This window comes from Streptomyces sp. 351MFTsu5.1 (genome assembly GCF_000383655.1).
Lineage (GTDB): Bacteria > Actinomycetota > Actinomycetes > Streptomycetales > Streptomycetaceae > Streptomyces > Streptomyces griseorubiginosus.
In genome coordinates, this window is record NZ_KB911786.1 from 184,021 (window position 1) to 210,891 (window position 26,871).

A 26,871-nucleotide genomic window follows, 5' to 3' on the forward strand; every position below is an offset into this window, starting at 1 on the left:
GCGGGGGGAGGTGGGGCGGAGGAGGCGGAGGTGTCCGGGTACGGCCGCGGTCAGGTCCGCGGGCGGATGCGCAGTCCGTGCATGCCGCCGTCGACGGCGAGATCGGTGCCGGTGGTGGAGGCGGCGAGCGGGCTCGCGAGGTGGACGACGGCCGCGGCCACCTCTTCGGCGGCGACCAGGCGCCCCATGGGCTGACGGGCCTCGAGGGCGGCGCGTTCGCCCTCCGGGTCGTCGGCGCGGTCCAGCAGCCTGCCGACCCATGGGGTGTCGACCGTGCCGGGATTGACGCAGTTGACGCGGATGCCCTCGTGCACGAGGTCGGCCGCGCTCGCCCGGGTGAGCGCGAGGACGGCACCCTTGGTCGCGGAGTACAGCGCCCGCTGGGGCAGGCCCGCGGTCGCCGCGATCGAGCAGGTGTTGACGACGGCCGCGTGAGCGGAGCGGCGCAGATGGGGCAGCGCGGCGCGGGTCACCCGGACCATCCCGACGACGTTGACGTCGAAGACGTGGTGCCATTCGTCGTCGCTGTTGTCCTCGACGGTGCCCTGCGCGCCGATTCCTGCGTTGTTGACCAGGATGTCGATGCCGCCGAGCACACGCGCGGCCTCCTCGACGGCGGAGCGCACCTCGGTGTCGTCGGTGACGTCGGCCCGGATGCCGACGAGCGGTTCGGGCACCTGCTTCGGCGTGAGGTCGAGGCAGGCGACCCGGGCGCCCCGGGCGGCGAGCAGCTGGGCGGTGGCCAGACCGATACCGGACGCGCCGCCGGTGACGACCGCCGTGAGACCGTGCAGCTCGGATCGGCTCACTCGCCGGTCGCCTCCTGCCAGACGGGCCCGTCCGGGTAGCGGTGGGCGGCGACGGACTCGGTGTGGATCTCCGCGCTGATGCCGGGCGCGGTCGGGGCGAGGTAGCGGCCGTCCCGGATGCGGACCGGGTCGGTGAAGTGCTCGTGCAGGTGGTCGACGTACTCGATCACGCGGTTCTCGGTGCTGCCGCTGACGGCCACGTAGTCGAACATCGCCAGGTGCTGGACCATCTCGCACAGGCCGACCCCGCCGGCGTGCGGGCAGACCGGGACACCGAACTTGGCGGCCAGCAGCAGGATGGCGACGTTCTCGGTGACACCGGCGGTGCGGCTGGCGTCCATCTGGAGGATGTCGAGCGCCTCGGCCTGGAGGAGCTGCTTGAACATCACCTGGTTGTGGGTGTGTTCACCGGTGGCGACCTTGATCGGCGCCAGCGCCCTGCGGACGGCGGCGTGGCCGAGGATGTCGTCGGGGGAGGTGGGCTCCTCGATCCAGTACGGGTCGTAGGGGGCGAGCGTACGCATCCAGTCGATGGCCTTCTGGACACCCCAGGCCTGGTTGGCGTCGACGGCGATCCGGATGTCCGGGCCGACCGCCTCCCGGGCCAGTCGCATCCGGCGCACGTCGGCTTCCTGGTCGGCGCCGACCTTCAGCTTGATCTGGGAGAAGCCGTCGGCGACGGCCTCCTTGGAGAGCCGCACCAGCTTCTCGTCGTCGTAACCGAGCCAGCCGGGTGTCGTCGTGTAGGCGGGGTAGCCGGCCGACAGCAGGTGGGCGGTGCGTTCGGCGCGGCCGGGCTCGGCGCGGCGCAGGATCTCCAGCGCCTCCTCGCGGGTCAGCGCGTCCTCCAGATAGCGGAAGTCGACCAGGTCGACCAGCTGTTCGGGGGACAGCTCCGACAGCAGTTGCCAGACCGGCTTGCCGGTGCGGCGGCCGTACAGGTCCCACACGGCGTTCACGATCGCCGCGGCGGCCATGTGGATGGCGCCCTTCTCCGGTCCCAGCCAGCGCAGTTGACTGTCGCCGGTCAGCCGGCGGGAGAAGGCGCCGAGGTCGCCGAGCACCTCTTCCACCGGCAGACCGACGACCAGCGGAGCCAGCGCGCGTACGGCGGCCACCTCCACGTCGTTGCCGCGGCCCACGGTGAAGGCCAGACCGTGGCCCTCGTCCCCGCCGCTCGTACGGATCGTCACATACGCGGCGGAGTAGTCGGGTTCGGGGTTCATGGCGTCGGAGCCGTCGAGGTGGAGTGAGGTCGGGAATCTGACGTCCACCGCTTCGACGGAGCTGATCAGTTCAGTCATGGGGCCCGGCCGTCCCGTCCCGGGGGCCGCGCTGTCCGTGAGAGGTCATGGCAAACCACCTGTTGTCATATGTCGTGGGTATGTCCTGCTGCGAGTAGCAGGTCTCGGACATGGGATGGATTTAAGAGGGCGCTGGGACGTGCTGTCCATACCCCGCACCGAAACAATTTGGTTCGCCCTCGATCAACCTGCACAGACAGGAACCACTAGCCGACAGAAGAAGCAGGAGCAGTCATCCCATCTCTTCCGCATCCATGGGATGTATTGCTACGGTGCCGCTTGCGCACGCACTCAGAGGGGACGGCGATCCATGTCACTCACCGACAAGGCCATCGACCGCATCAGGGAGCTCATCCAGTCCGGTGAGCTGGCCCCGGGAGCCAAGCTGTCGCCCGAGCCGCAGCTCGCCGCGGAGCTCGGACTGTCCCGCAACCTGACGCGGGAGGCGGTGAAGGCCCTGGTCGTCTCCCGGGTGCTGGAGATCCGGCGCGGCGACGGCACCTATGTGACCAGCCTCGAACCGGAGCTGCTGCTCAGCGGCATCGGCTCCGCCGTGGAGCTGCTGCACGGCGACACCCTGCTGGAGCTGACGGAGGTGCGCCGGCTGTTCGAACCGGTCGCCACCGCCCTGGCCGCCACCCGGATCTCGGCCGCCGCCCTCGGCGAGGTCGAGCGCCACCTGGACGCGATGCGCGCCGCCCGCGAAGACGTGGAACTGCTCAACGAGCACGACACGGCCTTCCATCGCACGGTCGTCGCGGCCACCGGGAACGCCACGCTCGCCGCCCTCCTGGAGGGCATCTCCAGTCGCACCGTGCGCGCCCGGATCTGGCGCGGCCTGGTCGACGACAACGCCGCCGCGCGCACCGTCGCCGAGCACGAGGCCATCTACCAGGCCCTCGCGGTCGGGGACGCGGCCCTCGCGCAGGCCGCGGCCCTGCTGCACGTCACCACGACGGAGCGGTGGCTGCGGGACCACTGGGGCGCCGAGGACGGCAGCGCCCCGCGTGACCTGGCCGGCGCCGAGGCATGAGCTGGCCTGCGCCTGAGCCTGCCTGCGCCTGCGCCTGGGCCTCCGCCTGGGCCGGCCGTCGGACGCCGCGGTAACGCAATGCGCCGTCACCGGCTCCACGGCCACCGACCTCGCCGCCGCCGTTGCGTGAGAGCCGCGGCACCCCCTTTCCTCCCCCGAACCGATCGCACATCCCCTCCAGGAGAACCCGATGAGACTGCTGCGTGTGGGCCCGCCCGGCCTGGAGCGCCCCGCCGTCCTGGACGCCGACGGAGGCGCCCACGACCTGACCCCGATCACCGACGACATCGACGGCGACTTCCTCGCGGGCGGCGGCATCGACCGTGCCCGCAGAGCCCTCACCGAGGGCCTCCTGCCCCCGATCGAGATCGCCGGGCAGCGGATCGGCGCCCCCGTCGCCCGCCCCGGCAAGGTCGCCTGCGTGGGCCTCAACTACGTCGACCACGCCGCCGAGACCGACACCCCGCCGCCCGCCGAACCGGTGCTGTTCATGAAGGCCGCGAACACCGTGGTCGGCCCCGACGACACCGTGCTGATCCCGCGCACCAGCGTCAAGACGGACTACGAGATCGAACTCGCGATCGTCATCGGCCGCACCGCGCGCTACCTGGACTCGGAGAACGCCGCCGACGAGGTCATCGCCGGCTACGCCATCGCCGACGACGTCTCCGAGCGCGCCTTCCAGCACGAGCGCGGCGGACAGTGGGACAAGGGCAAGTCCTGCGAGACGTTCAACCCGCTCGGCCCCTGGCTGGTCACCCCGGACGAGGTGGGGGACCCGCAGGGGCTCGCCATGCGGCTGTGGGTCAACGGGGAGCTCCGGCAGGACGGCCACACCAAGAACATGATCTTCGGGGCTCGGCACATCGTGTGGTACCTGAGCCAGTTCATGGTGCTGGAGCCCGGTGACGTGATCAACACCGGGACCCCGGCCGGTGTCGCCTTCGGTGCCAACGACTTCCCCTATCTGCGGGAAGGAGACGTCGTCGAGGTGGAGATCGACCGGCTCGGGCGGCAGCGACACGTCCTCGGACAGGCCTGATGACCTCCCCCGACCCGCACCCCGGCCCCGAGCGGGTCCCGCTCGGCCGTTCCGGCGTCACCGTCAGCCGTCTCGGTCTGGGCACCTCCCCGCTCGGCGGCCTGTTCTCGGCGGTCGACGACGGCCAGGCCGCCGACACCCTCGACGCGGCCTGGTCCGCCGGAATCAGGTACTTCGACACCGCCCCGCACTACGGCGCGGGCCTCGCCGAACGCCGACTCGGCCACTTCCTCACCGCGTCCGGCCACCCGCGCGCGGAGTACACGGTCTCCACGAAGATCGGCCGCCTGCTCGTGCCGGGCGACTCCGCCCCGGGGGACGAGGCCTTCGACGTCGACGAGGGGCTCGTGCGCGTCCGCGACTACAGCGCCGACGGCGTCTACCGCTCGCTGGCCGACAGCCTGGAGCGCTCAGGACTCGACGCCTTCGACATAGTCCTCATCCACGACCCCGACGACCACTGGGAGGAAGCGGTCCGCGGCGCCTACCCGGCCCTGGCCCGGCTGCGGTCCGAAGGGGGCGTACGGGCGATCGGCGCCGGGATGAACCAGACGGCGATGCTCACCCGGTTCGTCCGCGAGACCGACCTCGACTGCGTGCTCGTCGCGGGCCGCTACTCGCTGCTCGACCGCACCGCCGCCGACGAGCTGCTGCCGCTGTGCGCGGAGCGCGAGGTGGGCGTCCTGGTCGGTGGCGTCTTCAACAGCGGCATCCTCGCCGCCCCGGCACCCGGCGCCACCTTCGACTACGCCCCGGCACCCGAGGCCGTGCTGCGCCGCGCCCGGGCCCTGGCCGAGCGGTGCGCCGCCCACGGGGTCCCCCTGGCCGCGGCCGCGCTCCAGTTCCCCTACCGCCACCCCGCGGTCACCTCGGTGGTGCTCGGCGCCCGCAGCGCGCGGGAGATCGCCGATAACGTGGACCACGCGCGCCGGGAGATCCCGCAGGAGCTGTGGGACGAACTCGACGCCCTCGCTCCGGAGGCGCGATGAACGGCATCGACGGCCCCGGAACGGACGGGCGATGACCAGGATTTACGGCCTAGAAACAGCGGCGCGATGACCGGAATCAACGCACTCGGAACGGACGCGCGATGACCAGAATCGACGCCCACCACCACGTCTGGCGCCTCAAGGACTCGCCCCAGCACACGCCAGGACCCAGTCCGCGCCCGCACGACTGGCTCGACACCCCCGACATGGCCTCCGTCCGCCGCGACTTCACCCTGGACGACCTCGCGCCGGAAACCGCGGCCGCCGGCATCGACCGCACGATCCTCGTCCAGGTGCTGCCCGACGTGGACGAGACCGCCGACTTCCTGGCGTTGGCCGCCTCGTCCGACCTGGTCGCGGGCGTCGTCGGCTGGGTGGACCTCACCGCCGGGGACGTGGCCGGCACCCTGGCCGCCCTGCGCGCAGGCCCCGGCGGCGAACTCCTCGTCGGCGTAAGGCACTTGGTGCAGGCCGAGCCCGACCCGGCGTGGCTGAACCGTCCGGACGTCCGGCGGGGCCTGGCAGCCGTGTCGGACGCGGGCCTGGTCTACGACCTGCTCACCGTCCCGGACCAGCTGCCCGCCGCCCTCGACACCGTCCGGGCCCTGCCCGGGCTGACCTTCGTCCTGGACCACATCTCCAAGCCGCCCATCGCCTCGGGCGAGCGGGAGCCCTGGGCCGGCCGGATCCGTGAGCTGGCCGCCGAGCCCAACGTGTTCTGCAAGCTGTCCGGCATGGTCACCGAGGCCGACCGGGACCGCTGGACCACGTCCGACCTGCGCCCCTACGCCGACGTCGTGCTGGACGCCTTCGGCCCGTCCCGGGTGATGTTCGGCTCCGACTGGCCGGTGTGCCTGCTGGCCGCCTCCTACCAGGACCTCGTCCGCACCACCGAGGAGCTCACCTCCGGGCTGGGCGCCGTCGAGCGGGCCGACGTCTTCGGGGGCACCGCGGCCCGCGCCTATCGACTCCCCCTGGACCGACCGCGTGAGGAAGCCCCGTGAAAGTACGTCTGGCCTACGGTCGGTCGGGACTCGACATCGACGTCGACCCGAGCACGGCGACCGTCGTCGAACCCGTCCACCACGAAGCCGCCCCGGACCAGTCGGCGGTACTGCGCGCGGCCCTGCGCGACCCGGTCGCCGGACCGCCGCTGCGCGAACGGGTCCGGCCGGGGCAGACGGTCGCGATCTCGGCCTGCGACGGCACCCGCCCCCAGCCGCGCCACCTGATGATCCCGGCCGTCCTCGACGAACTCGACGGGATCGTCCGCCTGGAGGACGTCGTCATCCTCGTCGCCACCGGCACCCACCGCGGCAACAGCGAGGCCGAGCTGCGCGCGATGTTCGGCGACGAGGTCGTGGACACCGTACGGATCGTCAACCACGACGCCCGCGACGCCGGCCGGCTGACCTGGATGGGCACGTACGGCAAGGACGTGCCGGTGTGGCTGAACCGGGAGTGGGTGGAGGCGGACGTCCGCATCACCACCGGTTTCGTGGAACCGCACTTCTTCGCCGGGTTCTCGGGCGGGCCCAAGCTCGTCGCCCCCGGCCTCGCCGCTCTGGAGACGGTGCTCGTCCTGCACGACGCGGCCCGGATCGGCGACCCGCGCGCCACCTGGGGCGTCATCCACGGCAATCCGGTCCACGACGACGTACGCGACATCGCCGAGGCCACCGGTGTGACCTTCGCGCTGGACGTGGTGCTCAACCGGGACAAGGACGTCGTGGCCGCCTTCGGCGGCGATCTGCTGCCGATGCACGCGGCGGCCACGGCGGCGGCCAAGCGCATGGCGATGCGCCCGGTGCCGGCGCCGTTCGACGTCGTCGTCACCACCAACTCCGGCTTCCCGCTGGACCAGAACCTCTACCAGGCGGTCAAGGGCATGTCCGCCGCCTACCAGGTGGTCCGGCCCGGCGGGACGATCGTCTGCGCCGCCGAGTGCCGTAACGGCTTCCCCGACCACGGCTCCTACCGCGAGGTCCTCGCCTCCGCCGCGTCGCCCCAGGCGCTGTTCGACGACATCAGCGCCCGCACCGAGACCGTGCCCGACCAGTGGCAGGTACAGATCCAGGCGCGCATCCAGTCCGGCAGCCGGGTCGTCATGCGCACCGGCTTCCTCAGCGACGCCGAACTGGCCACCGCCCACCTGGAACAGACGCGGGACATCTCCGCCACCGTCGCGGAGGCCCTGGCCGCCGCCGGGCCGGGCGCCCGGGTGTGCGTCCTGCCCGAGGGACCGCAGACCATCCCGTACGTCGACGGGGCCCGGTCATGAGCGAGGTGCTGAACCTGGGCTTCGCCCGCGTCGACCTGGACCGCGAGGCCCGCCAGGGACTGCCCGAGGTCGTCTACGGCCCCGGCAAGACCCCGGAGCAGATCGTCGGCATCGTCACCGGCCTGCTCACCCACAACAGCGGCCCGGTGCTCGTCACCCGCGTCGCCCCGGAGACCGCCGCGACCGTCCAAGCGGCCGTGGACGGCGGCTCGTACGACGCGGAGGCCCGGTTGCTGCTGTGGCGCCCCGCCGCCACCGGGTCGTTCTCCGTCCTCGTGGCCGCCGCCGGAACATCCGACCGGCCGGTCGCCGCGGAGGCCGTCGCCGTGGCCGCGGCGGTCGGCCTGGACACCAGCGCCGTCCACGACGTCGGCGTGGCGGGACTCGACCGCATCCTCCAGGTCCGGGACCGGCTCCGGGCCGCGGACGCGGTGATCGTCGTCGCCGGCATGGAGGGCGCCCTCGCGAGCGTCGTCGGCGGCCTGGTCCGCGCACCGGTCGTCGCGGTCCCGGTGTCCACCGGCTACGGCGCCTCCCTGGAGGGCGTCACCGCGCTGCTCGCCATGCACGCCTCCTGCGCCGCCGGGGTGACCGTGGTCAACATCGACTCCGGCTTCTCGGCCGCGATGGCGGTCCACCGCATCGCCCAGACACGCGACGACCGTGGAGGGGACGACCGGTGATCTGCTGGATCAACCCCTTCACCGGCCTGGCCGGCGACATGCTGCTGGCCGCGCTCATCGACGCCGGGGCACCCCTGGACCGGATCCGGGCCGCGATCACCGCCACCGGCCTGACCGGCTGGGAACTCACCACCGAGCGCGTCACCGACCACGGCCTGTCCGCCACACGGGTCCACGTGCACGTCACGGACCCGGTCACCGAGCGCCACGCGGCCGAGGTCATCGAGCTCGCCTCCCGGGCCGCGCCCGAGCCCGTGGCGGCCCTCGCGGTCGCCGCCGTGACCGCGGTCGCCGAGGTGGAGGGCCGCCTGCACGGCACCGACCCCGCCCGGGTCCACCTGCACGAACTGGGCGGCCACGACACCCTCGTCGACATCGTCGGCACCGCCGCCGCCCTGCACGCCCTCGGCGTCACCGAGGTCGTCAGCTCGCCGCTGCCGCTCGGCCGGGGACGCATCGACGCGGCCCACGGCGTCCTGCCCTGTCCGGCCCCGGCGACGCTCGCCCTGCTCGCCGGAGCCGCGGTCACCGGCACCGACCTGCCGGGGGAGACCGTCACCCCGACCGGTGCCGCCCTGCTGCGCGCCTCGGACACCCGGTACGGACCACCGCCCCCGATGACGCTGGGGCCCACCGGCTACGGCGCGGGCACCCGGCGCCTGCCCGACCGCCCCAACGTCGTCGCCGTCACCCTCGGGGAGCCGGCCGGCACCGGTCGGGAGGACGTCGTCGTCCTGGAGACCAACCTCGACGACGTCACCGGCGAGGTGCTCGGCCACACGATCGCGCGGGCCATGGAGGCGGGGGCGCTCGACGCCTGGGCCACCCCCGCTGTGATGAAGAAGGGCCGCCCCGCGCAGGTCCTGCACGTGCTCACCACGCCCGAGCACGAGGAGCCGCTGCGGGACCTCGTGCTGGCCGAGACCGGCAGCCTCGGCATCCGCCGCCTCACCGCGACCCGCACCGCACTGCCCCGCCGCTTCGAGACCGTGGACGTCGGCGGACACCCCGTGCGGATCAAACACGGCCCGCACCGCTCCAAGCCCGAACACGACGACCTGGTCGCGGCAGCGGACCGACTGGGTCTGCCCCTGCGCGAGGTGGCGGCCCGTGCGCTGAGCGGACAGGCCCAGGACCACCCGCCGAAGGAGAGGGGAACCCATGGATGACGACACGCAGGAACAGCGCCTCCTGGACCGGATACGGGCCATCGGACCCCTCGCCGTGGCCTACTCCGGCGGCGCGGACTCCGCGCTGGTCCTCGCCGCAGCGGTCCGTGCCCTGGGGCCCGAGCGGGTCATGGCCGTCACCGCGGTCTCCGAGAGCCTGGCCGCGGAGGAACTCCCCAGAGCCGCAAGGCTCGCCGAGAGCCTGGGAGTTGCCCACCTGACCCCGCGCACCGAGGAGCTCTCCCGCCCCGGCTACCGGGCCAACGGCCGCGACCGCTGCTACTTCTGCAAGTCGGAGGTCCTGGACACCATCACCGCCCTCGCCCGCGAGCACGGCCACGACCAGGTCGCCACCGGGACCAACGCGGACGACGCCCGCGACCCCTTCCGCCCGGGCATCCGGGCCGGCCGTGAACGCGGCATCCACACCCCGCTCCTCGACACCGGTTTGGACAAGGCGGCCGTACGGCGGCTCAGCCGGGCCTGGTCCCTGCCCACCTGGGACAAGCCCGCGACCCCCTGCCTGGCCAGCCGGATCCGCTACGGCGTCGAGGTCACCCCGTACCGTCTCGCCCGCGTCGACCGCGCCGAGACCGCCGTACGGGCGCTGCTCGCCGACGCAGGGCTGACGGTGACGGATCTGCGGGTCCGTGACCTCGGGGACACCGTGCGTCTGGAGATCGACTCCCGGCTGGTGGAGCGGGTCGCGGCGCACCCGGGCATCCCCGGGGCCCTGGCGACCGCCGGGTACGGCGAACTGCCGCACCACGTCGGGCCGTTCCGGTCGGGAGGGCTCAACGTGGAGTCCCGGGCGGCCGGTTGAGGAGGCTCAGTCCGGCAGCGGCAGCTCCGCCCAGATCGTCTTGCCGGTGGCGGTCTGGCGGCTGCCCCAGCGCTCGGCGAGCTGGGCGACGAGCAGCAGTCCGCGTCCGCCCTCGTCGAAGGTGCGGGCCCGGCGCAGGTGCGGGGCGGTGCTGCTGCCGTCGGAGACCTCGCAGATGAGCGTGTCGCCCCGCAGCAGGCGCAGCTCGATGGGCGCGCTGCCGTAGCGGATGGCGTTGGTGACCAGTTCGCTGACGATCAGTTCGGTGGCGAAACCCAGCTCGTCCAGTCCCCACGCGGTCAGCTGGTCGCTCGCCTCGCGGCGGGCCCCGGCGACCTGGGCGGGGTCGGTGGGCAGCCGCCAGGTGTGCACCCGGTCGGGGTCGAGCGCGGACGTGCGGGCCAGGAGCAGCACGATGTCGTCCGCGGGGGCGGTGGGTATCACCTTGCGGACCACCTGGTCGCAGAGGTCCTCCAGGCCCGAGGGAGGATGGGCCAGCGCGTCCCGCAGCAGGCCGAGGCCCCGGTCGATGTCCCGGTCGGCGGCCTCGATCAGCCCGTCCGTGTAGAGGGCGAGCACGCTCCCCTCGTCCAGTTCCACCTCGACGGCCTCGAACGGCAGACCTCCCACACCCAGGGGCGGGCCCGCGGGCACGTCGAGGAACCGTACCGTTCCGTCGGGGGCCACCAGGGCGGGCGGCGGATGTCCCGCCCGGGCCATCCGGCAGGTGCAGGAGACCGGGTCGTAGACGGCGTACAGACAGGTGGCGCCCACCTCTCCGGACGCCCCGCTGGTCAGGCCGCGTGCCTCGGGGCCCTCGTCCCGGTCCAGCCGGACGACGAGGTCGTCGAGCTGGGTGAGCAGTTCGTCGGGGGCGAGATCCACGTCGGCGAGCGTGCGCACGGCGGTGCGCAGACGGCCCATCGTGGCCGAGGCGTGGATGCCGTGACCCACCACGTCACCCACCACGAGGGCCACGCGTCCCCCGGACAGCGGGATGACGTCGAACCAGTCGCCCCCGACCCCGCTCGCCGAACCGGCCGGCAGGTACCGGTAGGCGAGGTCCACCGCCGCGGGCGCGGGCAGCCGCTCGGGCAGCAGGCTCCGCTGGAGGGCGAGGGCCGTCCGGCGCTCCTGGGAGTAGCGGCGGGCGTTGTCGATGCTCACGGCCGCCCGCGCGGCCATCTCCTCGGCCAGCAGCAGGTCGTCGTCGCCGAAGGCCTCCGGGGTGCGGTGCCGGACCAGGTGCACCAGGCCCAGGGTGACGCCCCGGGCGCGCAGCGGCACCAGCAGGACCGAGTGCATCCCGAACCGCCGTACCGCCTCACCACGCGCCGGGGACTCGGTCAGATACTCGCGCAGCACCGGATCGCTCATGCGGTGCCGGGTGCCCCGGCCGGTGCGCAGCGCCAGGGCCGCCGGGGAGTGCGCGGGCCGGGTGGTGGTCTCTCCCACCGCCACCGCGGCCTCGGGACATCCCGGGAGCACTGAGGCGTGGGCGCAGCGGGACAGGACGACCGGTCCCGTGGGCGACACGGGTTCCGGTTCGTCCCCGCGTACGACGGACTCCAGCAGGTCGACGACGACGTAGTCGGCGAAACCCGAGACGGCCACGTCGGCGAGCTCCTCGGCGGTGCGCGTCACGTCGAGGGTGCTGCCGATGCGCGCACTGGCCTCGTTGAGCACCTCCAGGCGGCGCCTGGCCCAGTACTGCTCGGTGGTGTCGATGACCAGCGCCGAGAGGCCCTGCACCGAGCCGCCCGGCTCCTTGAGCGGCGTGAGATAGACCGACCAGGCGTGATCCTGGACCTCGCCGGGGGCGCGCCCCGGCCGCTGCTCCTTGTGGAGGGCCTCCCCGGTGCGCAGCACCCTGCGCTGGAGGCGGTCCATCTCCCGGTGGCTGGCCTGGATCTCGGTGAGGGTCAGGCCCTTCATCTCGTCGCTGGTCATGCCCATGGCCCGGCTCATCACCTGGTTGCACGCCACGAAACGGGCCTGGTGGTCGTAGACGGCGACGGACAGCGGGAGCTGCGCGAGCGCCCGGTCCCACAGCACCGCGGCATCCGCCTCCCCCGGACCGGAGGCGTACGTCGTCGCCGCACCCGTGACCAGCCAGAGCGGGCCCGCCTCGCCGGCGGGCAGGGGGGTGCCGGACAGCCGTACGAGGACCCGGTCGCCGTCGCGGTGGCGCAGGACCACGTCGCTCGTCCAGGGCTCCGCGGCGGACAGGCGGCGCCCGGCGGAGTGCGGCAGGTCCGCGGCGAGGAAGTCGGCGGCCGGACGGCCCACGACCTCGTCGGAGGTGTGTCCGAGCAGCGCCTGGGCGCCCGCGCTGCACGCCATGATCCGCAGCTCGGCATCGATGACGACCGCGAAGTCCTCGGGTACTCCGGTGCCCGCCGCCGCACCGGAGACTTCGGACTGGTTGCCCATGCGACGACCCACTCTCGCTCATGCCGTGACGGCGCCCCCGCCGGCGGCGCGTCACGGGCGGTGCGTCCAGCATCCCGCCCGGACCCGCTCGACTCAACCGAAGCGAGCCTTTGACAGAATGAGTAGTACTCATATCTGGGCGTCCGAGGTGAAAATTTCCCCCTCTCCGGATGGGCTGATCCGGAACATCTGCTCATCTGCCAGCGGCGTTGCACGAGTTGAAGCGCGACCTACTGAAAATGTGCCTGTCCCATCCCTTGACTCACTCGCGCTTCGGCCCGGATAAATGCAACTCATGAGCAATGTGGCTCGGAGAGGAACCCGCACATGAGACCCCTGCGTACAGGCACCGGACTGGCCAAGGCACTCGCGGCCGGAGTCGTCGTCCTCGCGACCGTGGTGCCGGCCCAGTCGGCACAGGCGGCCACGATCAACTACTACGTCGACCCCACCGGCGGCAACGACAACAACTCCGGCACCAGCACCGCCGCCGCCTTCAGGACCGTCCAGGCGGCCCAGGCCGCCGTCCGCTCCTCGAACGCGAACATGTCCGGCGACATCGTCGTGAACCTGCGCGGCGGCACCTACAACCTCACCACCCCGATCACGCTGGGTACGAGCGACTCCGGCACCAACGGCCACACGGTCGTCTACCAGGCCTACAACGGGGAGACGCCCGTCATCGGCAGCGGCCGGACCGTCACCGGCTGGACCGCCGTCGGCAACGGCGAGTACAAGGCGCCGGTCGGCAGCCTCACCTTCCGCCAGCTGTACGTGAACGGCGTGCGCGCCACCCGCGCGCGCTACCCCGACCTGGGCTCGGACTTCCAGCTCCAGGGCAGCGACAAGACCAACAAGCTGCTCACCGTGCTCAGTTCACAGATCTCCAACTGGAGCAACCTCAGCCAGGTCGAGATGAACCTGGAACTGCAGTGGGCGGAGAACCTCCTGCGGCTGAAGTCGTTCACCACCTCCGGCGGCACCGCCGACGTCTCCCTCCAGGACCACGAGGCCGGCATCCTCTTCCAGCGGCCCTACCCGATCCTGGCGGGCGGCTCCCCGCTGCACTTCGAGAACGCCCACGAGTTCCTCGACGAGCCGGGCGAGTTCTACGTCGACACGGCCGCTCAGACGGTCTACTACAAGCCGCGTTCCGGCGAGGACATGTCCACCGCGACCGTGCAGGCCCCCACGCTGCCCACGCTCGTGGAGGTCAAGGGCACCAGCCTGGACGCCCCGGTCCACGACCTGCGGTTCTCCGGCATCACGTTCGCCCGGACCACCTGGACGGAGGCGACCGGCAACGGTCTGCTCAACGGCCAGGGCGGGCTGTACAACGTCTCGGCCGACACCTCCAACCACCAGTACGTCGACCGACCGCCGGCCGGGGTCCACGTGGCCGACGCCGACCGTGTCTCCTTCACCGGCGACACCTTCACGCAGATGGGGACCACCGCCCTCGACCTGCACCACGGGGTGCACGACAGCAGTGTGACCGGCAACGTCGTGTACGACATCGCGGGCAACGGGATCATGGTGGGCAAGTTCTCCGACCCCACGGTGGAGATGCACACCGTCTACAACCCGCCCGCCTCTCCGGCCGGTGAGGACGCCCGCGAGGTCGTCAAGAACGTCACGGTCGACGACAACCTGATCACGCGGATCGGTGAGGACTACCTCGGCACCGCCGGCATCAACGCCGGCTTCGTCAACAGCACGACCATCGACCACAACGACATCAGCGACACCCCGTGGGCCGGAATCTCGCTCGGCTGGGGCTGGCAGTCCGCGGCCAACGCCGAGGGCAACAACAGCATCAGCCACAACCGGATCGGCAACGTGGTGAACCGGCTGTGCGACACGGCCGGCATCTACCACCTCTCCAACGACCCGGGCACGGTCATCAGCGGCAACTACGTGCACGACGTGGTCCGGACTCCGGCCGCCTGCGGTTCCGCGGTGGCGGGCGTCTACCTGGACGAGGGCTCCAACAACATGACCGTCTCGGACAACGTGCTGTCGCTCACGGACGGGTTCATCAACCAGAACGCCAACGGCACCAACGTCACCCTGTCCGGCAACACGACCTCGGGCACCTCGGTGATCCGGGCCTCCGGACTGGAACCCGCCTACCAGGCCCTGTCGGCGAGGCTCAACCTCGCCTACAACAAGCCGGCGTCTGCCTCCACCGTCCTGAACTCCGGTGTCGCCGCGTCCAAGGCCGACGACAACGACAGCTCCACCGGCTGGTCACCGACCGGCAGCGACACCTCGGCCTGGTGGCAGGTCGACCTCGGCCAGGCCTACCAGCTCGGCCAGTACTCCCTGACGATGCGCCAGGACATCGACCAGCCCGAGACGCGCAGCAACTTCGAGATCCGCGCCTCCAACGACCCGTCGTTCGCCACCTACACCGTGCTGGGGCGCGAGGACAGCCGCACCCTGCCGATGGCATCGACGCTGACGGGGAACATCGACGTCCGCCAGAAGTTCCGCTATGTGCGGGTCGCCAAGACCGACGGCGCGTACTTCTTCTTCTCCGACTTCAGCGTGCAGCAGGCCGCCGGCGCACTGGAGGACGCCACCGGCACCCCGGCCCTCAACCCGTCCACGTACTACACGATCAAGAACGTCAACAGCGGGCAGCTCGCGGACGTGTACCAGGCCTCCACCGCCGACGGCGCCAAGGTCGTTCAGTGGCCGGGCAACGGCGGCTCCAACCAGCAGTGGACCATCGTCCAGGTCAGCGGCCGGCTCTACAAGATCATCAACAGGAACAGCGGCAAGGCCCTGGAGATGAACGCCTCGACCCACCGCAGGGGTGCCGCCCTGCAGCAGTACACCTACAACGGCGGCAACAACCAGCTGTGGTACTTCGAGCCGACCAGCGGTGGTTACGTCATCCGCAACTTCGAGAGCGGGCAGGTCCTGGAGGTCGGCGGCAACTCGACGGCCAACGGCGCCGCCATCGACCAGTGGATGGCGCTGAACCAGCCGAACCAGGCGTGGACCATCCAGTGACCGAGTGCGTCTGAGGGCACCGAAGGCTCGGCGGCCGTCCCGTGAACGGGGCGGCCGCCGACGGCAGTGCCGCAGCGCGGATCACCCGGCGCTGCGGCCCTGAGGGTCTCAGGACGGGCGGCCGTCACCGTCGGCGATGGGCACGTCAGCCCTGATCAGCCCCTGCGCACGCAGCTCGTCCCAGAGGCCGTCCGGGAGGGGCCGGGCGTGCAGTTCGACATTGCGCCGGACCTGTTCCGCGGTGCGCATGCCCAGGGTGACGTTGACGACGGCGGGGTGCGCGAAGGGGAAGGCGATGGCGGCGGCCGGAAGGGTGGTGCCGAACCGCTCGCAGACCTCCGCGATGGCCTGGGCCCGCCGCACCAGGTCGGTGGGGGCGTCCTGGTAGTCGTACTTCATGCCTTCGGCGGGCCGGTTCTCGGAGAGCAGACCGGAGTTGAAGACGCCGACCGCGACCACGCTCTTGCCGTGGGCCAGCGCGGCGGGCAGGACGTCGTCGAGCGCGGACTGGTCGAGCAGCGTGTAGCGCCCGGCCAGCATCACCACGTCGGCGGCGGTCTCGCGCAGGAAGCGGGCGAGCATGGCGGACTGGTTCATCCCGGCGCCGATCGCCCCGATCACGCCCTGGTCGCGCAGCTCGGCGAGCGCCGGCATGGCCTCGTCGGCGGCCTGCTGCCAGTGGTCGTCGGGGTCGTGGAGGTAGACGACGTCGATGCGGTCCAGGCCGGTGCGCACCAGTGTCTCCTCGAGGGAGCGGAACACCCCGTCGCGGCTGAAGTCCCACTGCCGGCGCAGGTCGTCCCGTACGACGAACCCGTCGTCGTCGACGCCCCGCGGGTGCTCGTTGGGGACCAGGAGGCGGCCCACCTTGGACGAGACCACGTACTCCTCGCGGGGCCGCTCACGCAGGGCCGCACCGAGCCGGCGTTCGGAGAGGCCGAGGCCGTAGTGCGGCGCGGTGTCGAAGTAGCGGATACCGGCGTCCCAGGCGGCGTCGATCGCGGCCGACGCGGTCCGGGGGGCGGTCGCCCGGTACAGGTTGCCGATCACCGCGGCACCGAAGCCGAGCTCGGTGACGCCGACCGGCGTGTGCTGGATCTTCCGGTGCTGCATGACGTGCTCCTGGGACGGGGGTGGGGACGCCGGTCAGCGTCGGACGTGGGCCGAGCCGCCGTCGACGAGCGCCTCGACCTCGGGGAGAGTGGCCATGGAGACATCGCCGGGAGTGGTCATGACGAGGGCGCCGTGGGCGGTGCCGTAGGCGAGGGCGCGTTCGAGGGAGTGGCCGGCGAGCAGGCCGTGGATCAGTCCGGCGGCGAAGCCGTCTCCGGAGCCGATGCGGTCCAGGACGTGCAGGCCGGGCATGCGAGGACCGGCGATGTAGCCCGTCTCCGCCGACCATGCGGCCGAACTCCAGTCGTTCACACCCGCCGAGGGCACCTCGCGCAGGGTCGTCGCGAGCACACCGGCCCCGGGCAGCAGGCCGGCCACCGCGGCGAGCGCGTCCGGGACCTCGTCGGCCGTGAACCGCACGGCGCCCGGATGCTCACCCGCGAGGCCGAGGGCGCCCACCACGACGTCGGCGTGCCGGGCCAGCCGCAGGTCGACCTCGCGGGCCCGCTCGGGTCCGCCGCGGTCGGCCCAGAGGCTGTGCCGGTAGTTCGGGTCGTAGGAGACGGTGAGGCCGTGCCGACGCGCGGCCGCCATCGCCTCGTCGGCGACGTCGGCCGTGGTCTCCGACAGGCCCGCGAAGATCCCGCCGGTGTGGAACCAGCGCGCCCCGGCCGAGAACACCGTGTCCCAGTCGATGTCACCCTTGCGCAGCTGGGAGACGGCCGTGTGGGCGCGGTCGCTCACGCCCAGCGCGCCGCGGATGCCGTAGCCGCGCTCGACGAAGTTCAGGCCGTTGCGGGCAGTGCGGCCGATGCCGTCGTCGGGGACCCAGCAGATCCTGGAGGTGTCCACCCCGCCCTGGAGGATCAGGTCCTCGACGAGGCGTCCGACCGCGTTGTCCGCCAGAGCGGTGACGACGGCGGTGCGCAGCCCGAAGCAGCGGCGCAGTCCGCGCACGACGTTGTACTCGCCGCCGCCCTCCCACACCTGGAAGGAGCGGGCGGTGCGGATGCGGCCCTCACCGGGGTCGAGGCGCAGCATGACCTCGCCGAGGGCGATCACGTCGGTCACGGCGTGCTCCGCTCCACGGCGTCGGCGGTCAGCCGGCGGATCTCCTCGTAGTCGCCGCTCGCGAGGAGGGCGGGGGTGGCCATCCAGCTGCCGCCGACGGCCAGGACCGCCGGTTCGGCGAGGTAGGCGGTCATGCGGTACGCGTCGATCCCGCCGGTCGGCATGAACCGCACCCCGGGAAAGGGCGCGGCGAGTGCCCGCAGCATCGCCCGGCCGCCGAGCGGCTCGGCGGGGAACAGCTTGACCGTGTCGATGCCCGCCCTGACCGCGCGCATCAGCTCGGTCGCCGTCGCCACGCCCGGCGCTATCGGCACCCCCAACGCCCTTGCCGCGTCGAGGACTTCGTCGTCGAGGCCGGGCGAGACGAGGAATTGGGCCCCGGCCGCCACGGCGCGTTCCGCCTGCTCGGCGGTCAGCACCGTGCCGGCGCCGACGACCAGGCCGCCCTCGGCGGCCATCGCCTTCACGACCTCCTCGGCGTCCGGGGTGCGGAAGGTGACCTCCGCGCAGCGGGCACCCCCAGCCGCCAGGGCGCGGGCCAGCGGGGCGGCCGTGCGGGGGTCGGGCACGGTCAGGACCGGCACGATCCGCGCCTCGGCGAGCAGCTCGGCGAGGTGGACGGTCATCGGCCCAGCCATCCGCCGTCGACCGGGAGCACGGTGCCGTGGACGTAGGCGGCCGCGTCGGAGGCCAGGAACACGGTGGCGCCCGCGAGGTCGTCGGCGCTGCCCCAGCGCGCGGCCGGGATGCGGTCCAGGATCGCCTTGCTGCGGACCGGGTCGTCCTGGAGCGCCTGGGTGTTGTCGGTGGCGATGTAGCCCGGCGCGATGGCGTTGACGTTGACGCCGTGCGGCGCCCACTCGTTGGCCAGCGCCTTGGTCAGGCCCGCGACACCGTGCTTGGCGGCGGTGTAGCCGGGGACGGTGATGCCGCCCTGGAAGCTCAGCAGGGACGCGGTGAAGATGACCTTGCCCCGGCCGCGCGCGACCATCGACGCGCCGACCGCGCGGGCCAGCGCGAACTGGGCGCTCAGGTTGACCTGGAGGACCAGATCCCAGTCCGCGTCCGGGTGTTCGGCGGCGGGGGCGCGGCGGATCGTGCCCGCGTTGTTGACCAGGATGTCCACCGGCCGCTCCCGGCCCGCGAGGTCCGCGCCCAGCGTCCGGACGGCCTCGGGGTCGGCGAAGTCGGTGCGGATCGCCTCGAAGGTGCGCCCGGCGGCGGTGACGTCCTTCTCCACCGCGCTGCCGGACTCCTCCAGCGAGGCGCTCACCCCGATGACGTCCGCACCGGCCTCCGCGAGGGCCCGGGCCATGGCCCGGCCGATGCCGCGCCGGGCGCCGGTGACGACGGCGAGCCGTCCGGTGAGGTCGAAGGCGTTCATACGGTGGCCTCCTGGGCCTCGTCGGTGCAGTCCACCAGGATCTTCATCACGTTGCCGCCGCCCTCCAGCGCCTCGAAGGCGGCCGGTGCCTGGGTGAGCGGGACGACCTTGCTGATCAGCCGGTCGGCGGGGACGGTTCCGTCGGCCACCAGGGTCACCGCCCGCTCGAAGTCGGAGCGGTCGTACAACCGGGCGCCGACGAGGGTGAGTTCGCGCCAGAAGAAGCGGTGCAGGTTCACCTCGCGGGGCCGGGAGTGGATCGCGACCAGGCACAGCCGGCCGCGCACGCCGAGCACGTCGACCGCGGTGTCCACGCCGCCCTGCGCCCCGGACACCTCGAAGGCGACGTCCGCCCCCGCGTCGCCGGTCCACTCCCGCACGAGTGCGGCCAGGTCCTCGGCGGCCGGGTCCCACACGGTCAGGCCCAACTCCTCGGCGAGCAGCCGCCGGTGGGCGCTCAGCTCCACCACCCGCACGTCCCCGCCGGCGGCCCGGGCGACCAGCGCGATCAGGACGCCGACCGGGCCGCCGCCGACCACGACGACCCGCTCGCCCTCGCGCACCCCGGCCCGGCCGACGTCGTGCACCGCGACCGCGGTGGGCTCCACGAGCGCGGCCCGGTCCAGCGGCAGGGACTCCGGCAGCCGGATGAGGGTGGCGGCGGGCACGGTCCAGCGCTGCTGCATCGCGCCCGGCGAGTCGATGCCGATGAAGTCCAGGTGCTGGCAGATGTGCTGGTGGCCGCCCTGGCAGGCCGGGCAGGTGTCGTCCCAGCGCAGCGGCATCACGGTGACCGCGTCACCGGGCGCCCAGCCCGCCACGTCCGGGCCCACCCGGACGATCCGCCCGGACATCTCGTGCCCGAGGACGGCGGGCGCGGTGACCCGGGCGTCCATGTCGCCGTGGAAGATGTGCAGGTCGGTCCCGCAGATCCCGACGTACGCGGGGGCGAGCTCCACCTCACCGGGGCCCGGCGGCGCGCTGAGGGCGGGGGCCGTGTCCAGGGTGCGGGCGGAGAGATAACGGGCGGCTAGTGTCATGGGGGGTCAGGGTCCCTTCGGCGCGGACGGTGCCCGCGGATGCCGACTGGCTCGGCGTCCGCGGCGTCGGGTCCGGCGCTGGTTCGTGCGGGTGCGGGAGAGGTGCGGAGGGATCAGGTCGTAGGGGCCGTGGTGTCGTTCTGCCCGGCGGCCGCAGTGAGGCCGTAGAACGTGGTCGCGGTGCCGGCGAGGAGCGCCTGGACGTCGTCGGCGCTCCAGCCGGTGAGAAGGTCGTCCACGGTGGCGGCCCACCGGTTCCAGCCGCCGGCGAGGTTGGCGACCGGCCAGTCCGAGCCGAACATCAGCCGCTCGGCGCCGAAGGCGGAGACCAGGACGTCCCAGGCGGGGCGGATGTCGGCGGTGGTCCAGTGGGTGTGGTCGGCCTCGGTGACCAGCCCGGAGACCTTGCACACCACGTGCGGATGTGCGGCCAGCCGCCGGATCCCGCGTTCCCAGTCGGTGAGGTCCTGCCCGACGAGGTCCGGCTTGCCCGCGTGGTCGAGGACCTGGGGCAGGTCGGGGAAGCGTTCCGCGAGCCGGATCGCCTGGTCGAGCTGGTGGTCGCGCACGAGCACGTCGTAGCGCAGTCCGCGGTCCCGGGCCGCCCTCAACCCGCGTTCCACGTCCGGGCGTTGCAGCCAGTTCGGGTCCGTCTCGCCCTGGACCAGGTGCCGCAGGGAGCGCAGGTGTCCGCCGCCCGGGCCGGCCTGCAGCTTCTCGAGCACGTCACCGACGGCCGGTGACGTGAGGTCGGCCCAGCCGACCACGGCCTGGATCAGGGGCTCCCGCTCGGCGAGCGCGAGCAGGTCCTCGGTCTCGGCGACCTCCGCGATGCACTGGACGACGACCGTGCCGTGCAGTCGCCGGCCCGCGATGGGCCGGGTGGCGGTGGAGCGCAGGTCCTCGGGGGTGAAGGTGCGGCGGATCGATGCCACGCCGGGGTCGTCCAGCCACGGCTGGGGACGGTGGGCGAGGTCCCACAGGTGATGGTGGGCGTCGATGAGCACGGGTGCGTTCACGAGGTGATCCAAGTCGGGTCGGACTGGTGCGGGCCGGGTCAGGAGGTCGCGTCGTCGGCGGGCGGGCTGAGGTGCCAGACCTCGGGGAGCTCGGTCCACTGCCGTCCCTCGCCCCGGTCGGGGAAGGGCTCCTGGCACGGGTCGGTGTGCTTCCACCAGCGCTGGGTCTCGGGGTCGGCCTCGATGGACGCCATGTCCGCCTCGAAGTCGTCGCCGATGTACTCCATGTACGCGAACAGCACGTCACCGTGGAGGTAGATGCTGTAGTTGCGGATGTTCGCGCGGAGCAGGGCGGCCTCGACGCCGGGCCATACCGCGGAGTGCAGTCGGAGGTACTCCTCGCGGTGCTCGGGACGGAGCCTGATGGTCTGGGCGATGCGCTTCATGCCGATTCCCCTGTCGTGTCACGGGAGTTGGACGCGTCGAACGGTGTGCGGTAGCCGGGTGTGCGGGTGCGCAGCCCCAGCCGCAGGGTCAGCCGGATACGAGTGGAGGCGGGCAGCCGGACCGTCAGGTACGGGCCGTCGCACGGGGCCTCGACCTCGGAGACCACCGGCTCGGTGTGGCCGTAGTCGTACATGTCGCCGAGCCAGCTGTCGTCCGCGCACGTCGTGTACCGGACGCCGGTGATGGTGTGCTCGGCGAACGCGCCCGCCTGGACGATGACCGTGCGGTCGGTCTCGGGGGCCAGGTTGACCAGCTCTACGGTGGTCGCCTCGGGGTCGATGGAGGTGACCAGCGCGGCGACGTCGGCGGGCAGACCCGCGCGGCGGGCGTCGGCGTCGTGGTACCGCAGCCGGGCCTGCTGGAGACCGCCCTGGTACAGCACCTGCGGTCCGCCCCAGGTCAGTTGCACCAGGGCCTCGGTGACCACCGGGTTGCACAGCTGCCACACATGGATGTCGGCCTCGGGCACGTCCATGTCGCGGTAGCGGTCGATACGCCGCAGCCGGTGCCGTACCTGGGCCTGGGCGGTGGCGAGGATGCGCTCGGGGTAGTCGGGGTCGTCGCCGGCGAGGAAGGCGAACCACGCCTTCTCGTGCCCGGAGTCCTCCTTGGACCGGAACGGCCGCACGGTGCGCCAGTCGATCCCGTCCGCTTCGCGCAGCCCCTCCAGCCGGGCGCGGTCGGCCTGGGAGGAGGTGTGGTGCCACAGGGCCACCGGCACGGGCGGCGTGGCCGGGTTGTAGTCGAACCAGCCGGAGTCGTTGTGGCGGAACGGCAGGTGGAGGGTGGGCGTGTGCCGGTCCGGGCCGAGTTCGACCGCCCACTTGGAGGGCAGGCTGGAGTCGGCCTCCGTGTGGGGCATGACCTTGGCCTGGGCGATGAGGGTGTCGAGGGAGGTCGCGACCATGGAGAGGTAGTCGTCGTCGCCGGTGACCGTGGCCGCCGCGAGCGCCCCCACGCAGGCCGCGTGGCCGAGGCTGTGCCAGCCGTGCGGCCAGGACCAGCCGTAGTGGCCGCCGTACCAGCGCCCTTCCAGCAGGCTGCCGACCACTCCGTCCGGGCCGACGTTGTCGGGGATGAGACCGCCGTTCGCCTCGGTGCGTTCGCGCCAGGCGCCGACGTACTCGACGATCCAGTCCCGGTAGCGCTCCTCGCCCGACAGGATCCAGGCGTTGAGGACCAGACCGGCCGCGGCGATGTTCATCGTCGTGTCGCCGACGCCCATCCGGTCGCGCATCTGGTCGCCGAGCCGCGGGTCCGCCGAGAGCGGGTACGGACCGTCCTGGGCCTCGGGCAGCCATTCGAGCGGGTAGCCGTACGTCTCGGCTTCCTTCAGCAGCCACGGGTACACGTCACCGTCGAACAGGCCGGTGCGCTCGGGGTCGCTGCCGTTGTGGGGGCGGGTGATGATGCGGTGCTCGGGGTCGTAGTTGCCCTTGGCGGGGTCGACGTACAGCTCGGCGAAGCGCAGCGCGCGCTCCCGCCAGCGGTCGGGGGCGGCCATGCACAGGAAGTAGAGCAGCAGCAGGCTCTCGCCCTGGTGGAACCAGTCGTAGCCGCGCTCGTACTCGTCGCGCAGCATGTCCAGTTCGGTCAGCTGCCGGGTGACGCCCTCCCAGTGCTTCTCGCTGGCGGGCAGCAGGTCGTCCGCGCCGCCGAGGAGGTACAGCTGGGGCCAGTTGAAGAAGACCTCGTAGAAGTCGTCGACACCGTCGCGGGTGGTGAGCGGGCCGGTGTAGTTCAGCCGTCCGTCCGGGCCGGTGAAGTCGCGGGCGAAGCGGCGCCAGGCGTGGTCGAGGAGGTCGAACAGCGAGCGCTGTGCGACCGCCCAGCCGGGTGGTTCGAGTAGCGGGACTCCGGCCGTGATGTCGGGTGCGGGCTGCTCGGAGGCCGGGGTCTGCGCTTCGGAGGCGTGGGGGTCGGGGCTGTAGGGCATGAGAGCTGTTACTCCTTGGTGGCGCCGGCGAGCATTCCGCTGACCAGGAAGCGCTGGGCGAAGAGGAACACGACGAGCACCGGGGTGATGGCCACCAGCGTCGCCAGGGCCAACTGCGGGCGTTCGATCGCGAGGTCGCCGACGGTCGGGTTGAACGACGGCACATTGCTGAGCAGATTGCCGACGCCCACCTGGATCGGCATCTGGTCGCTCTCCGGGAGCATCACGTACGGCAGGAAGTAGTTCGTCCAGTTGGCGACGAAGCTGAAGAACCCGACCAGCGCGATGACGGGGGTCGCCAGCGGCAGGGCCACATGACGGAACACGCCGAACTCGGAGCAGCCGTCCATCCGTGCCGCGGCCAGGAGGTCCTTGGGCACGGCGGTGGTGAAGTAGATGTACGTCAGGTACACCCCGAACGGGTAGAACGAGTACGGCAGGATGATCGACCACATCGTGCCGATCAGATGGACCGCGTTGATCTCCAGGAAGAGCGGCACCACCAGCGTGGCGTTCGGCATCAGCATCACGACCAGGGTCGCGACCAGCAGCGTGTGCCGGCCGCGGAACTCGGTCATCGCCAGCGCGTAGCCGGCCGGAATGGCCAGGCAGAGCGTGATGACCAGGCAGATCGCGGCGTAGACGGCCGAGTTGCGCAGCCACACCAGGATCGCGTCGTCCTGGAAGGCGGTGAGCGCGTGCCAGTTGGCCTTCAGCGCGTGCCAGGACCCGAAGGACAGCGGGTTGTCGTGGACGAGCTGCTGGTCGGTCTTGGTCGCCGCGAGCAGCAGCCACAGCACCGGCAGCACGAAGAACACCACGAAGACGGTGAGCACCGAGCCCGCCAGCAGCCCGGAGGCCACTTTCCGCGGGGCCCGGCGGCGCTGCTGCCGTTCCGCGTGACGGGTCCGGCTCGTAGGGGTCGCGCCCTGAGCGGCGAGAGGGGGAGTGGGTCGGGTCTCAGTCGGCATCGAAGAACCCCGATCGTGCGACGAAGACACCGGCGACCGACACGCTGACGACCAGGAGCTCCACCGAGACCGCGGCCGCGCCGTTGATGTTGTTCATCTGGAAGGCGAAGTCGTACGTCAGCTGGTTGAGCGAGTAGTCGCGGCCGGCCACGCCCGTGCTCGCGAGGGACAGCAGCTGCGGCTCGACGAAGAGCTGCGCGCCGCCCGCGAAGGCCAGGATCACCATGTAGACGATCCACTTGCGGAGCATGGGGATCTGCACCCGCCAGGCGGTCTGCCAGCCGTTCGCGCCGTCGATGCGCGCGGCCTCCATGACGTCCTTGGGGATGTTGTTGAGCGCGCCGTACATGACGACGATCCAGCCGCCCGCGCCGGTCCAGAACGCGATGATCGTGAACAGCAGCGCCAGGTTTCCCGGGGCGATGACCTCGCCGAAGGTGTGGAAGCCCAGCGTCCCCAGCAGGGAGCTGACCGGGCTGACCGTCGGGTCGAGCATGAACAGCCACACCAGGACGCTCGCGGCGCCGGCGAGGGCGCCGGGGATGTAGTAGAGGAAGCGCAGTGCCTGACTGAGCGGTCCGGAGGACAGCTTGTGCAGGAGGAGTGCCAGGAGCACCACGAACACCACGAGGGACAGCAGCCAGAAGACCAGGTACAGGGCCACGTGGCTCAGCGAGTCGACGAAGCGGAAGTCCTGTGCCGTGGTGACGAAGTTGGAGAGGCCGGTGAAGGCGCCTCCGGCGTCGGTGAACGCGAAGTAGATCGCGTAACAGGTCGGAAGGACGCCGAAGGCGATCAGCAGCAGCACGTAGCCGGCGACGAATGCCACGCCGGCCCGGCTCTGCCGGGAGGTGCCGCGAGGGCGCCCCCGGACAGAGCCGGCCGAGGAGTGCGCGACGGTCACTTGGCGACCTTGTATCCGTCGGCCTGGGCGTACTTGACGATCGAGTCCTGCCAGGCGGGCAGCATCGACTCGATGGTCTTGCCCTGCGTCAGCGCGGGCTTGACGGTCGCGGCCCAGATCGCCTCCTGGCTGAACTGGCCCGAGCCCCAGTCGGACCACACCTGCGAGGAGGCGTCCTTGAGCGCGGTGAGATCGCCCTCGTAGTACCCGGAGGCGGCCTGGGCCTTCAGCCAGTTCTCGGCGGCGGGCGCGTAGGCCGGGAAGCCGGGGGCCTTCTCGCCCTGGTAGGCGTTGTCGGTGGTGACCCACTTCAGGAAGTCGGTGGCCGCCTTGAGGTGGCTGGAGTGCTTCGACAGCAGCCAGGTGCCGCCGCCGACGTTGCCGGTGGACGGGGAGGTGTCGCCCTGCCACTGCGGTATGGGCGCCACCGAGACCTGCTTGGCCGGGATCTTGAGGCCGTCCTTGAACACGGCGCCGCCGTACCAGGCCGGGCCGGGCATGAGCAGGACCTTGTCGGCCTCGTTCTTGGCGAAGTCGGTGCTGAAGACGCCGCTGATCGACATCGACTTGTTCTTGATCAGCGTGTCCAGCAGCTTGGCCATCTTGGTGCAGGCCTCGCTGGTGGTGTTGACCGAGACGGCCTTGGGGCCGGTGATGTGGTTGGCGCCGCACTTGCTCGCCCACATGTAGATCTCCGGGGTGAAGGTGTCACCCGCGTCGCCCACGAGGTAGCCGGGGTGCTCCTTGGCGACCTTCTCGCCGAGCGCCTGGTACTCCTCCCAGGTCGTGGGGACGGTGTAGCCGAACTTCTTCAGCAGCGGCGCGTTGTACCAGAGCACCGCCTGGGAGAGGTCGTTGCGCAGGCAGTACATCGTGCCGTCGACCGTGCAGACGTCGTTGGCGCCCTTGGCGAACCCGCTGAGCGTCGCATCCGGGATGAGGCCCTTGTTCAGCGGAGCCGCGAAGCCCGCGTCGACGGCCCAGCTCGCCTCGTTGTTCTGGGAGCTGAAGACGACGTCCGGCCAGCCCTTGCCGGTGCGGTTGAACAACTGGACCTTCGTCTGGAGGTAGTTGGACCCGTTGGCGTCGCCGTCGTAGCTGACGATGTTCAGCTTCGCGTTCGGGTGCGACGCCTGGTATTGCTTCGCCGCGTCCATGCGGGTCGCGTCCACCCAGACGGTCAGCGCCCCGTTGTTCTGGGCGGCCTGGGCGAATCCGTCCTTGTTGGTCGTGCCGGTGGTACCACCACCGCCGCCACAGGCGGTGACGGTGAGGAGCACGGTGGCGGCGCAGCCGGCCAGCAACGCGGCTCGTCTCCCGCTGGTCCCTGTCTCCCGGGCGGCCGAAGGCTTGTAGACGGACATGAGCGACTCCACTGGGTGTCCATGAGGGTTTCTGA

The 26,871-nt window shown here is 71.9% G+C and carries 23 protein-coding genes; 9 read left to right on the forward strand and 14 right to left on the reverse strand.

Going from position 1 to position 26,871, the window contains the following annotated elements:
* Positions 1–50: 50 nt before the first annotated feature.
* Both H295_RS0126345 and H295_RS0126350 read right to left on the reverse strand, forming a co-directional pair.
* Positions 51–809 carry an SDR family NAD(P)-dependent oxidoreductase gene (locus H295_RS0126345; RefSeq protein WP_020138350.1) on the reverse strand — a complete coding sequence of 253 codons (759 nt, stop codon included), beginning with the start codon at positions 807–809 and terminating at the stop codon, positions 51–53.
* Complete coding sequence (locus H295_RS0126350) at positions 806–2,113, reverse strand: L-fuconate dehydratase (RefSeq protein ID WP_020138351.1); 1,308 nt, start codon at positions 2,111–2,113, stop codon at positions 806–808. The genes H295_RS0126345 and H295_RS0126350 overlap by 4 nt, the downstream gene beginning before the upstream one ends.
* 310 nt (positions 2,114–2,423) lie before the next feature.
* On the opposite strand from H295_RS0126350, the gene H295_RS0126355 reads away from it, so the two are divergent.
* The 8 genes from H295_RS0126355 to larE all read left to right on the forward strand — a co-directional run bounded on the left by H295_RS0126355 (position 2,424) and on the right by larE (position 10,133).
* Positions 2,424–3,146 carry a FadR/GntR family transcriptional regulator gene (locus tag H295_RS0126355; RefSeq protein WP_020138352.1) on the forward strand — a complete coding sequence of 241 codons (723 nt, stop codon included), beginning with the start codon at positions 2,424–2,426 and terminating at the stop codon, positions 3,144–3,146.
* Positions 3,147–3,336: 190 nt separating this feature from the next.
* Positions 3,337–4,188 (forward strand): fumarylacetoacetate hydrolase family protein, encoded by an 852-nt coding sequence (locus H295_RS0126360; RefSeq protein ID WP_020138353.1) that lies wholly within the window; start codon positions 3,337–3,339, stop codon positions 4,186–4,188.
* Positions 4,188–5,177, forward strand: coding sequence for an aldo/keto reductase (locus H295_RS0126365; RefSeq protein ID WP_020138354.1), 990 nt, complete (start codon positions 4,188–4,190; stop codon positions 5,175–5,177). The genes H295_RS0126360 and H295_RS0126365 overlap by 1 nt, the downstream gene beginning before the upstream one ends.
* Positions 5,178–5,278: 101 nt before the next feature.
* Complete coding sequence (locus H295_RS0126370; protein ID WP_020138355.1) at positions 5,279–6,181, forward strand: amidohydrolase family protein; 903 nt, start codon at positions 5,279–5,281, stop codon at positions 6,179–6,181.
* Positions 6,178–7,458 carry a nickel-dependent lactate racemase gene (gene larA / locus H295_RS0126375; protein ID WP_020138356.1) on the forward strand — a complete coding sequence of 427 codons (1,281 nt, stop codon included), beginning with the start codon at positions 6,178–6,180 and terminating at the stop codon, positions 7,456–7,458. Before H295_RS0126370 ends, larA begins: the two co-directional genes overlap by 4 nt.
* Positions 7,455–8,141: a nickel pincer cofactor biosynthesis protein LarB gene (gene larB, locus H295_RS0126380; RefSeq protein WP_020138357.1), complete on the forward strand. Its 687-nt coding sequence runs from the start codon at positions 7,455–7,457 to the stop codon at positions 8,139–8,141. The genes larA and larB overlap by 4 nt, the downstream gene beginning before the upstream one ends.
* On the forward strand, positions 8,138–9,310 hold the full coding sequence (gene larC / locus H295_RS0126385) for a nickel pincer cofactor biosynthesis protein LarC (RefSeq protein WP_020138358.1): 1,173 nt from the start codon (positions 8,138–8,140) through the stop codon (positions 9,308–9,310). The genes larB and larC overlap by 4 nt, the downstream gene beginning before the upstream one ends.
* Positions 9,303–10,133, forward strand: a complete 831-nt coding sequence (gene larE, locus H295_RS0126390; protein WP_020138359.1) for an ATP-dependent sacrificial sulfur transferase LarE — start codon at positions 9,303–9,305, stop codon at positions 10,131–10,133. The genes larC and larE overlap by 8 nt, the downstream gene beginning before the upstream one ends.
* Positions 10,134–10,139: 6 nt before the next feature.
* On the opposite strand, the gene H295_RS0126395 is transcribed toward larE, so the two are convergent.
* A complete protein-coding gene (locus H295_RS0126395) occupies positions 10,140–12,566 on the reverse strand; it encodes a SpoIIE family protein phosphatase (protein ID WP_020138360.1) in 2,427 nt (808 codons plus the stop codon).
* A 327-nt stretch (positions 12,567–12,893) separates the two neighbouring features.
* On the opposite strand from H295_RS0126395, the gene H295_RS0126400 reads away from it, so the two are divergent.
* Entirely contained in the window at positions 12,894–15,587 is a 2,694-nt protein-coding gene (locus tag H295_RS0126400; RefSeq protein WP_020138361.1) for an RICIN domain-containing protein, read from the forward strand.
* A 108-nt stretch (positions 15,588–15,695) separates the two neighbouring features.
* On the opposite strand, the gene H295_RS0126405 is transcribed toward H295_RS0126400, so the two are convergent.
* The 11 genes from H295_RS0126405 to H295_RS0126455 form a co-directional block, all read right to left on the reverse strand.
* Entirely contained in the window at positions 15,696–16,700 is a 1,005-nt protein-coding gene (locus tag H295_RS0126405; protein ID WP_020138362.1) for an aldo/keto reductase, read from the reverse strand.
* Positions 16,701–16,733: 33 nt separating this feature from the next.
* Positions 16,734–17,771 (reverse strand): sugar kinase, encoded by a 1,038-nt coding sequence (locus H295_RS0126410; RefSeq protein WP_020138363.1) that lies wholly within the window; start codon positions 17,769–17,771, stop codon positions 16,734–16,736.
* Positions 17,768–18,397: a bifunctional 4-hydroxy-2-oxoglutarate aldolase/2-dehydro-3-deoxy-phosphogluconate aldolase gene (locus H295_RS0126415; RefSeq protein WP_020138364.1), complete on the reverse strand. Its 630-nt coding sequence runs from the start codon at positions 18,395–18,397 to the stop codon at positions 17,768–17,770. Before H295_RS0126415 ends, H295_RS0126410 begins: the two co-directional genes overlap by 4 nt.
* On the reverse strand, positions 18,394–19,155 hold the full coding sequence (locus tag H295_RS0126420; protein ID WP_020138365.1) for an SDR family oxidoreductase: 762 nt from the start codon (positions 19,153–19,155) through the stop codon (positions 18,394–18,396). The genes H295_RS0126415 and H295_RS0126420 overlap by 4 nt, the downstream gene beginning before the upstream one ends.
* Positions 19,152–20,195 carry a zinc-dependent alcohol dehydrogenase gene (locus H295_RS0126425; protein ID WP_020138366.1) on the reverse strand — a complete coding sequence of 348 codons (1,044 nt, stop codon included), beginning with the start codon at positions 20,193–20,195 and terminating at the stop codon, positions 19,152–19,154. The genes H295_RS0126420 and H295_RS0126425 overlap by 4 nt, the downstream gene beginning before the upstream one ends.
* A 113-nt stretch (positions 20,196–20,308) precedes the next feature.
* Positions 20,309–21,214, reverse strand: a complete 906-nt coding sequence (locus tag H295_RS0126430; RefSeq protein WP_020138367.1) for an amidohydrolase family protein — start codon at positions 21,212–21,214, stop codon at positions 20,309–20,311.
* Positions 21,215–21,252: 38 nt separating this feature from the next.
* A complete protein-coding gene (locus tag H295_RS0126435; protein WP_020138368.1) occupies positions 21,253–21,600 on the reverse strand; it encodes an L-rhamnose mutarotase in 348 nt (115 codons plus the stop codon).
* Positions 21,597–23,597, reverse strand: coding sequence for a hypothetical protein (locus tag H295_RS0126440; RefSeq protein ID WP_020138369.1), 2,001 nt, complete (start codon positions 23,595–23,597; stop codon positions 21,597–21,599). The genes H295_RS0126435 and H295_RS0126440 overlap by 4 nt, the downstream gene beginning before the upstream one ends.
* 8 nt (positions 23,598–23,605) lie before the next feature.
* A complete protein-coding gene (locus H295_RS0126445; RefSeq protein WP_020138370.1) occupies positions 23,606–24,460 on the reverse strand; it encodes a carbohydrate ABC transporter permease in 855 nt (284 codons plus the stop codon).
* Between the two features lie 97 nt (positions 24,461–24,557).
* Complete coding sequence (locus H295_RS0126450) at positions 24,558–25,472, reverse strand: carbohydrate ABC transporter permease (RefSeq protein ID WP_020138371.1); 915 nt, start codon at positions 25,470–25,472, stop codon at positions 24,558–24,560.
* Positions 25,469–26,836, reverse strand: coding sequence for an ABC transporter substrate-binding protein (locus H295_RS0126455; protein WP_028809769.1), 1,368 nt, complete (start codon positions 26,834–26,836; stop codon positions 25,469–25,471). The genes H295_RS0126450 and H295_RS0126455 overlap by 4 nt, the downstream gene beginning before the upstream one ends.
* Positions 26,837–26,871 lie beyond the last annotated feature (35 nt).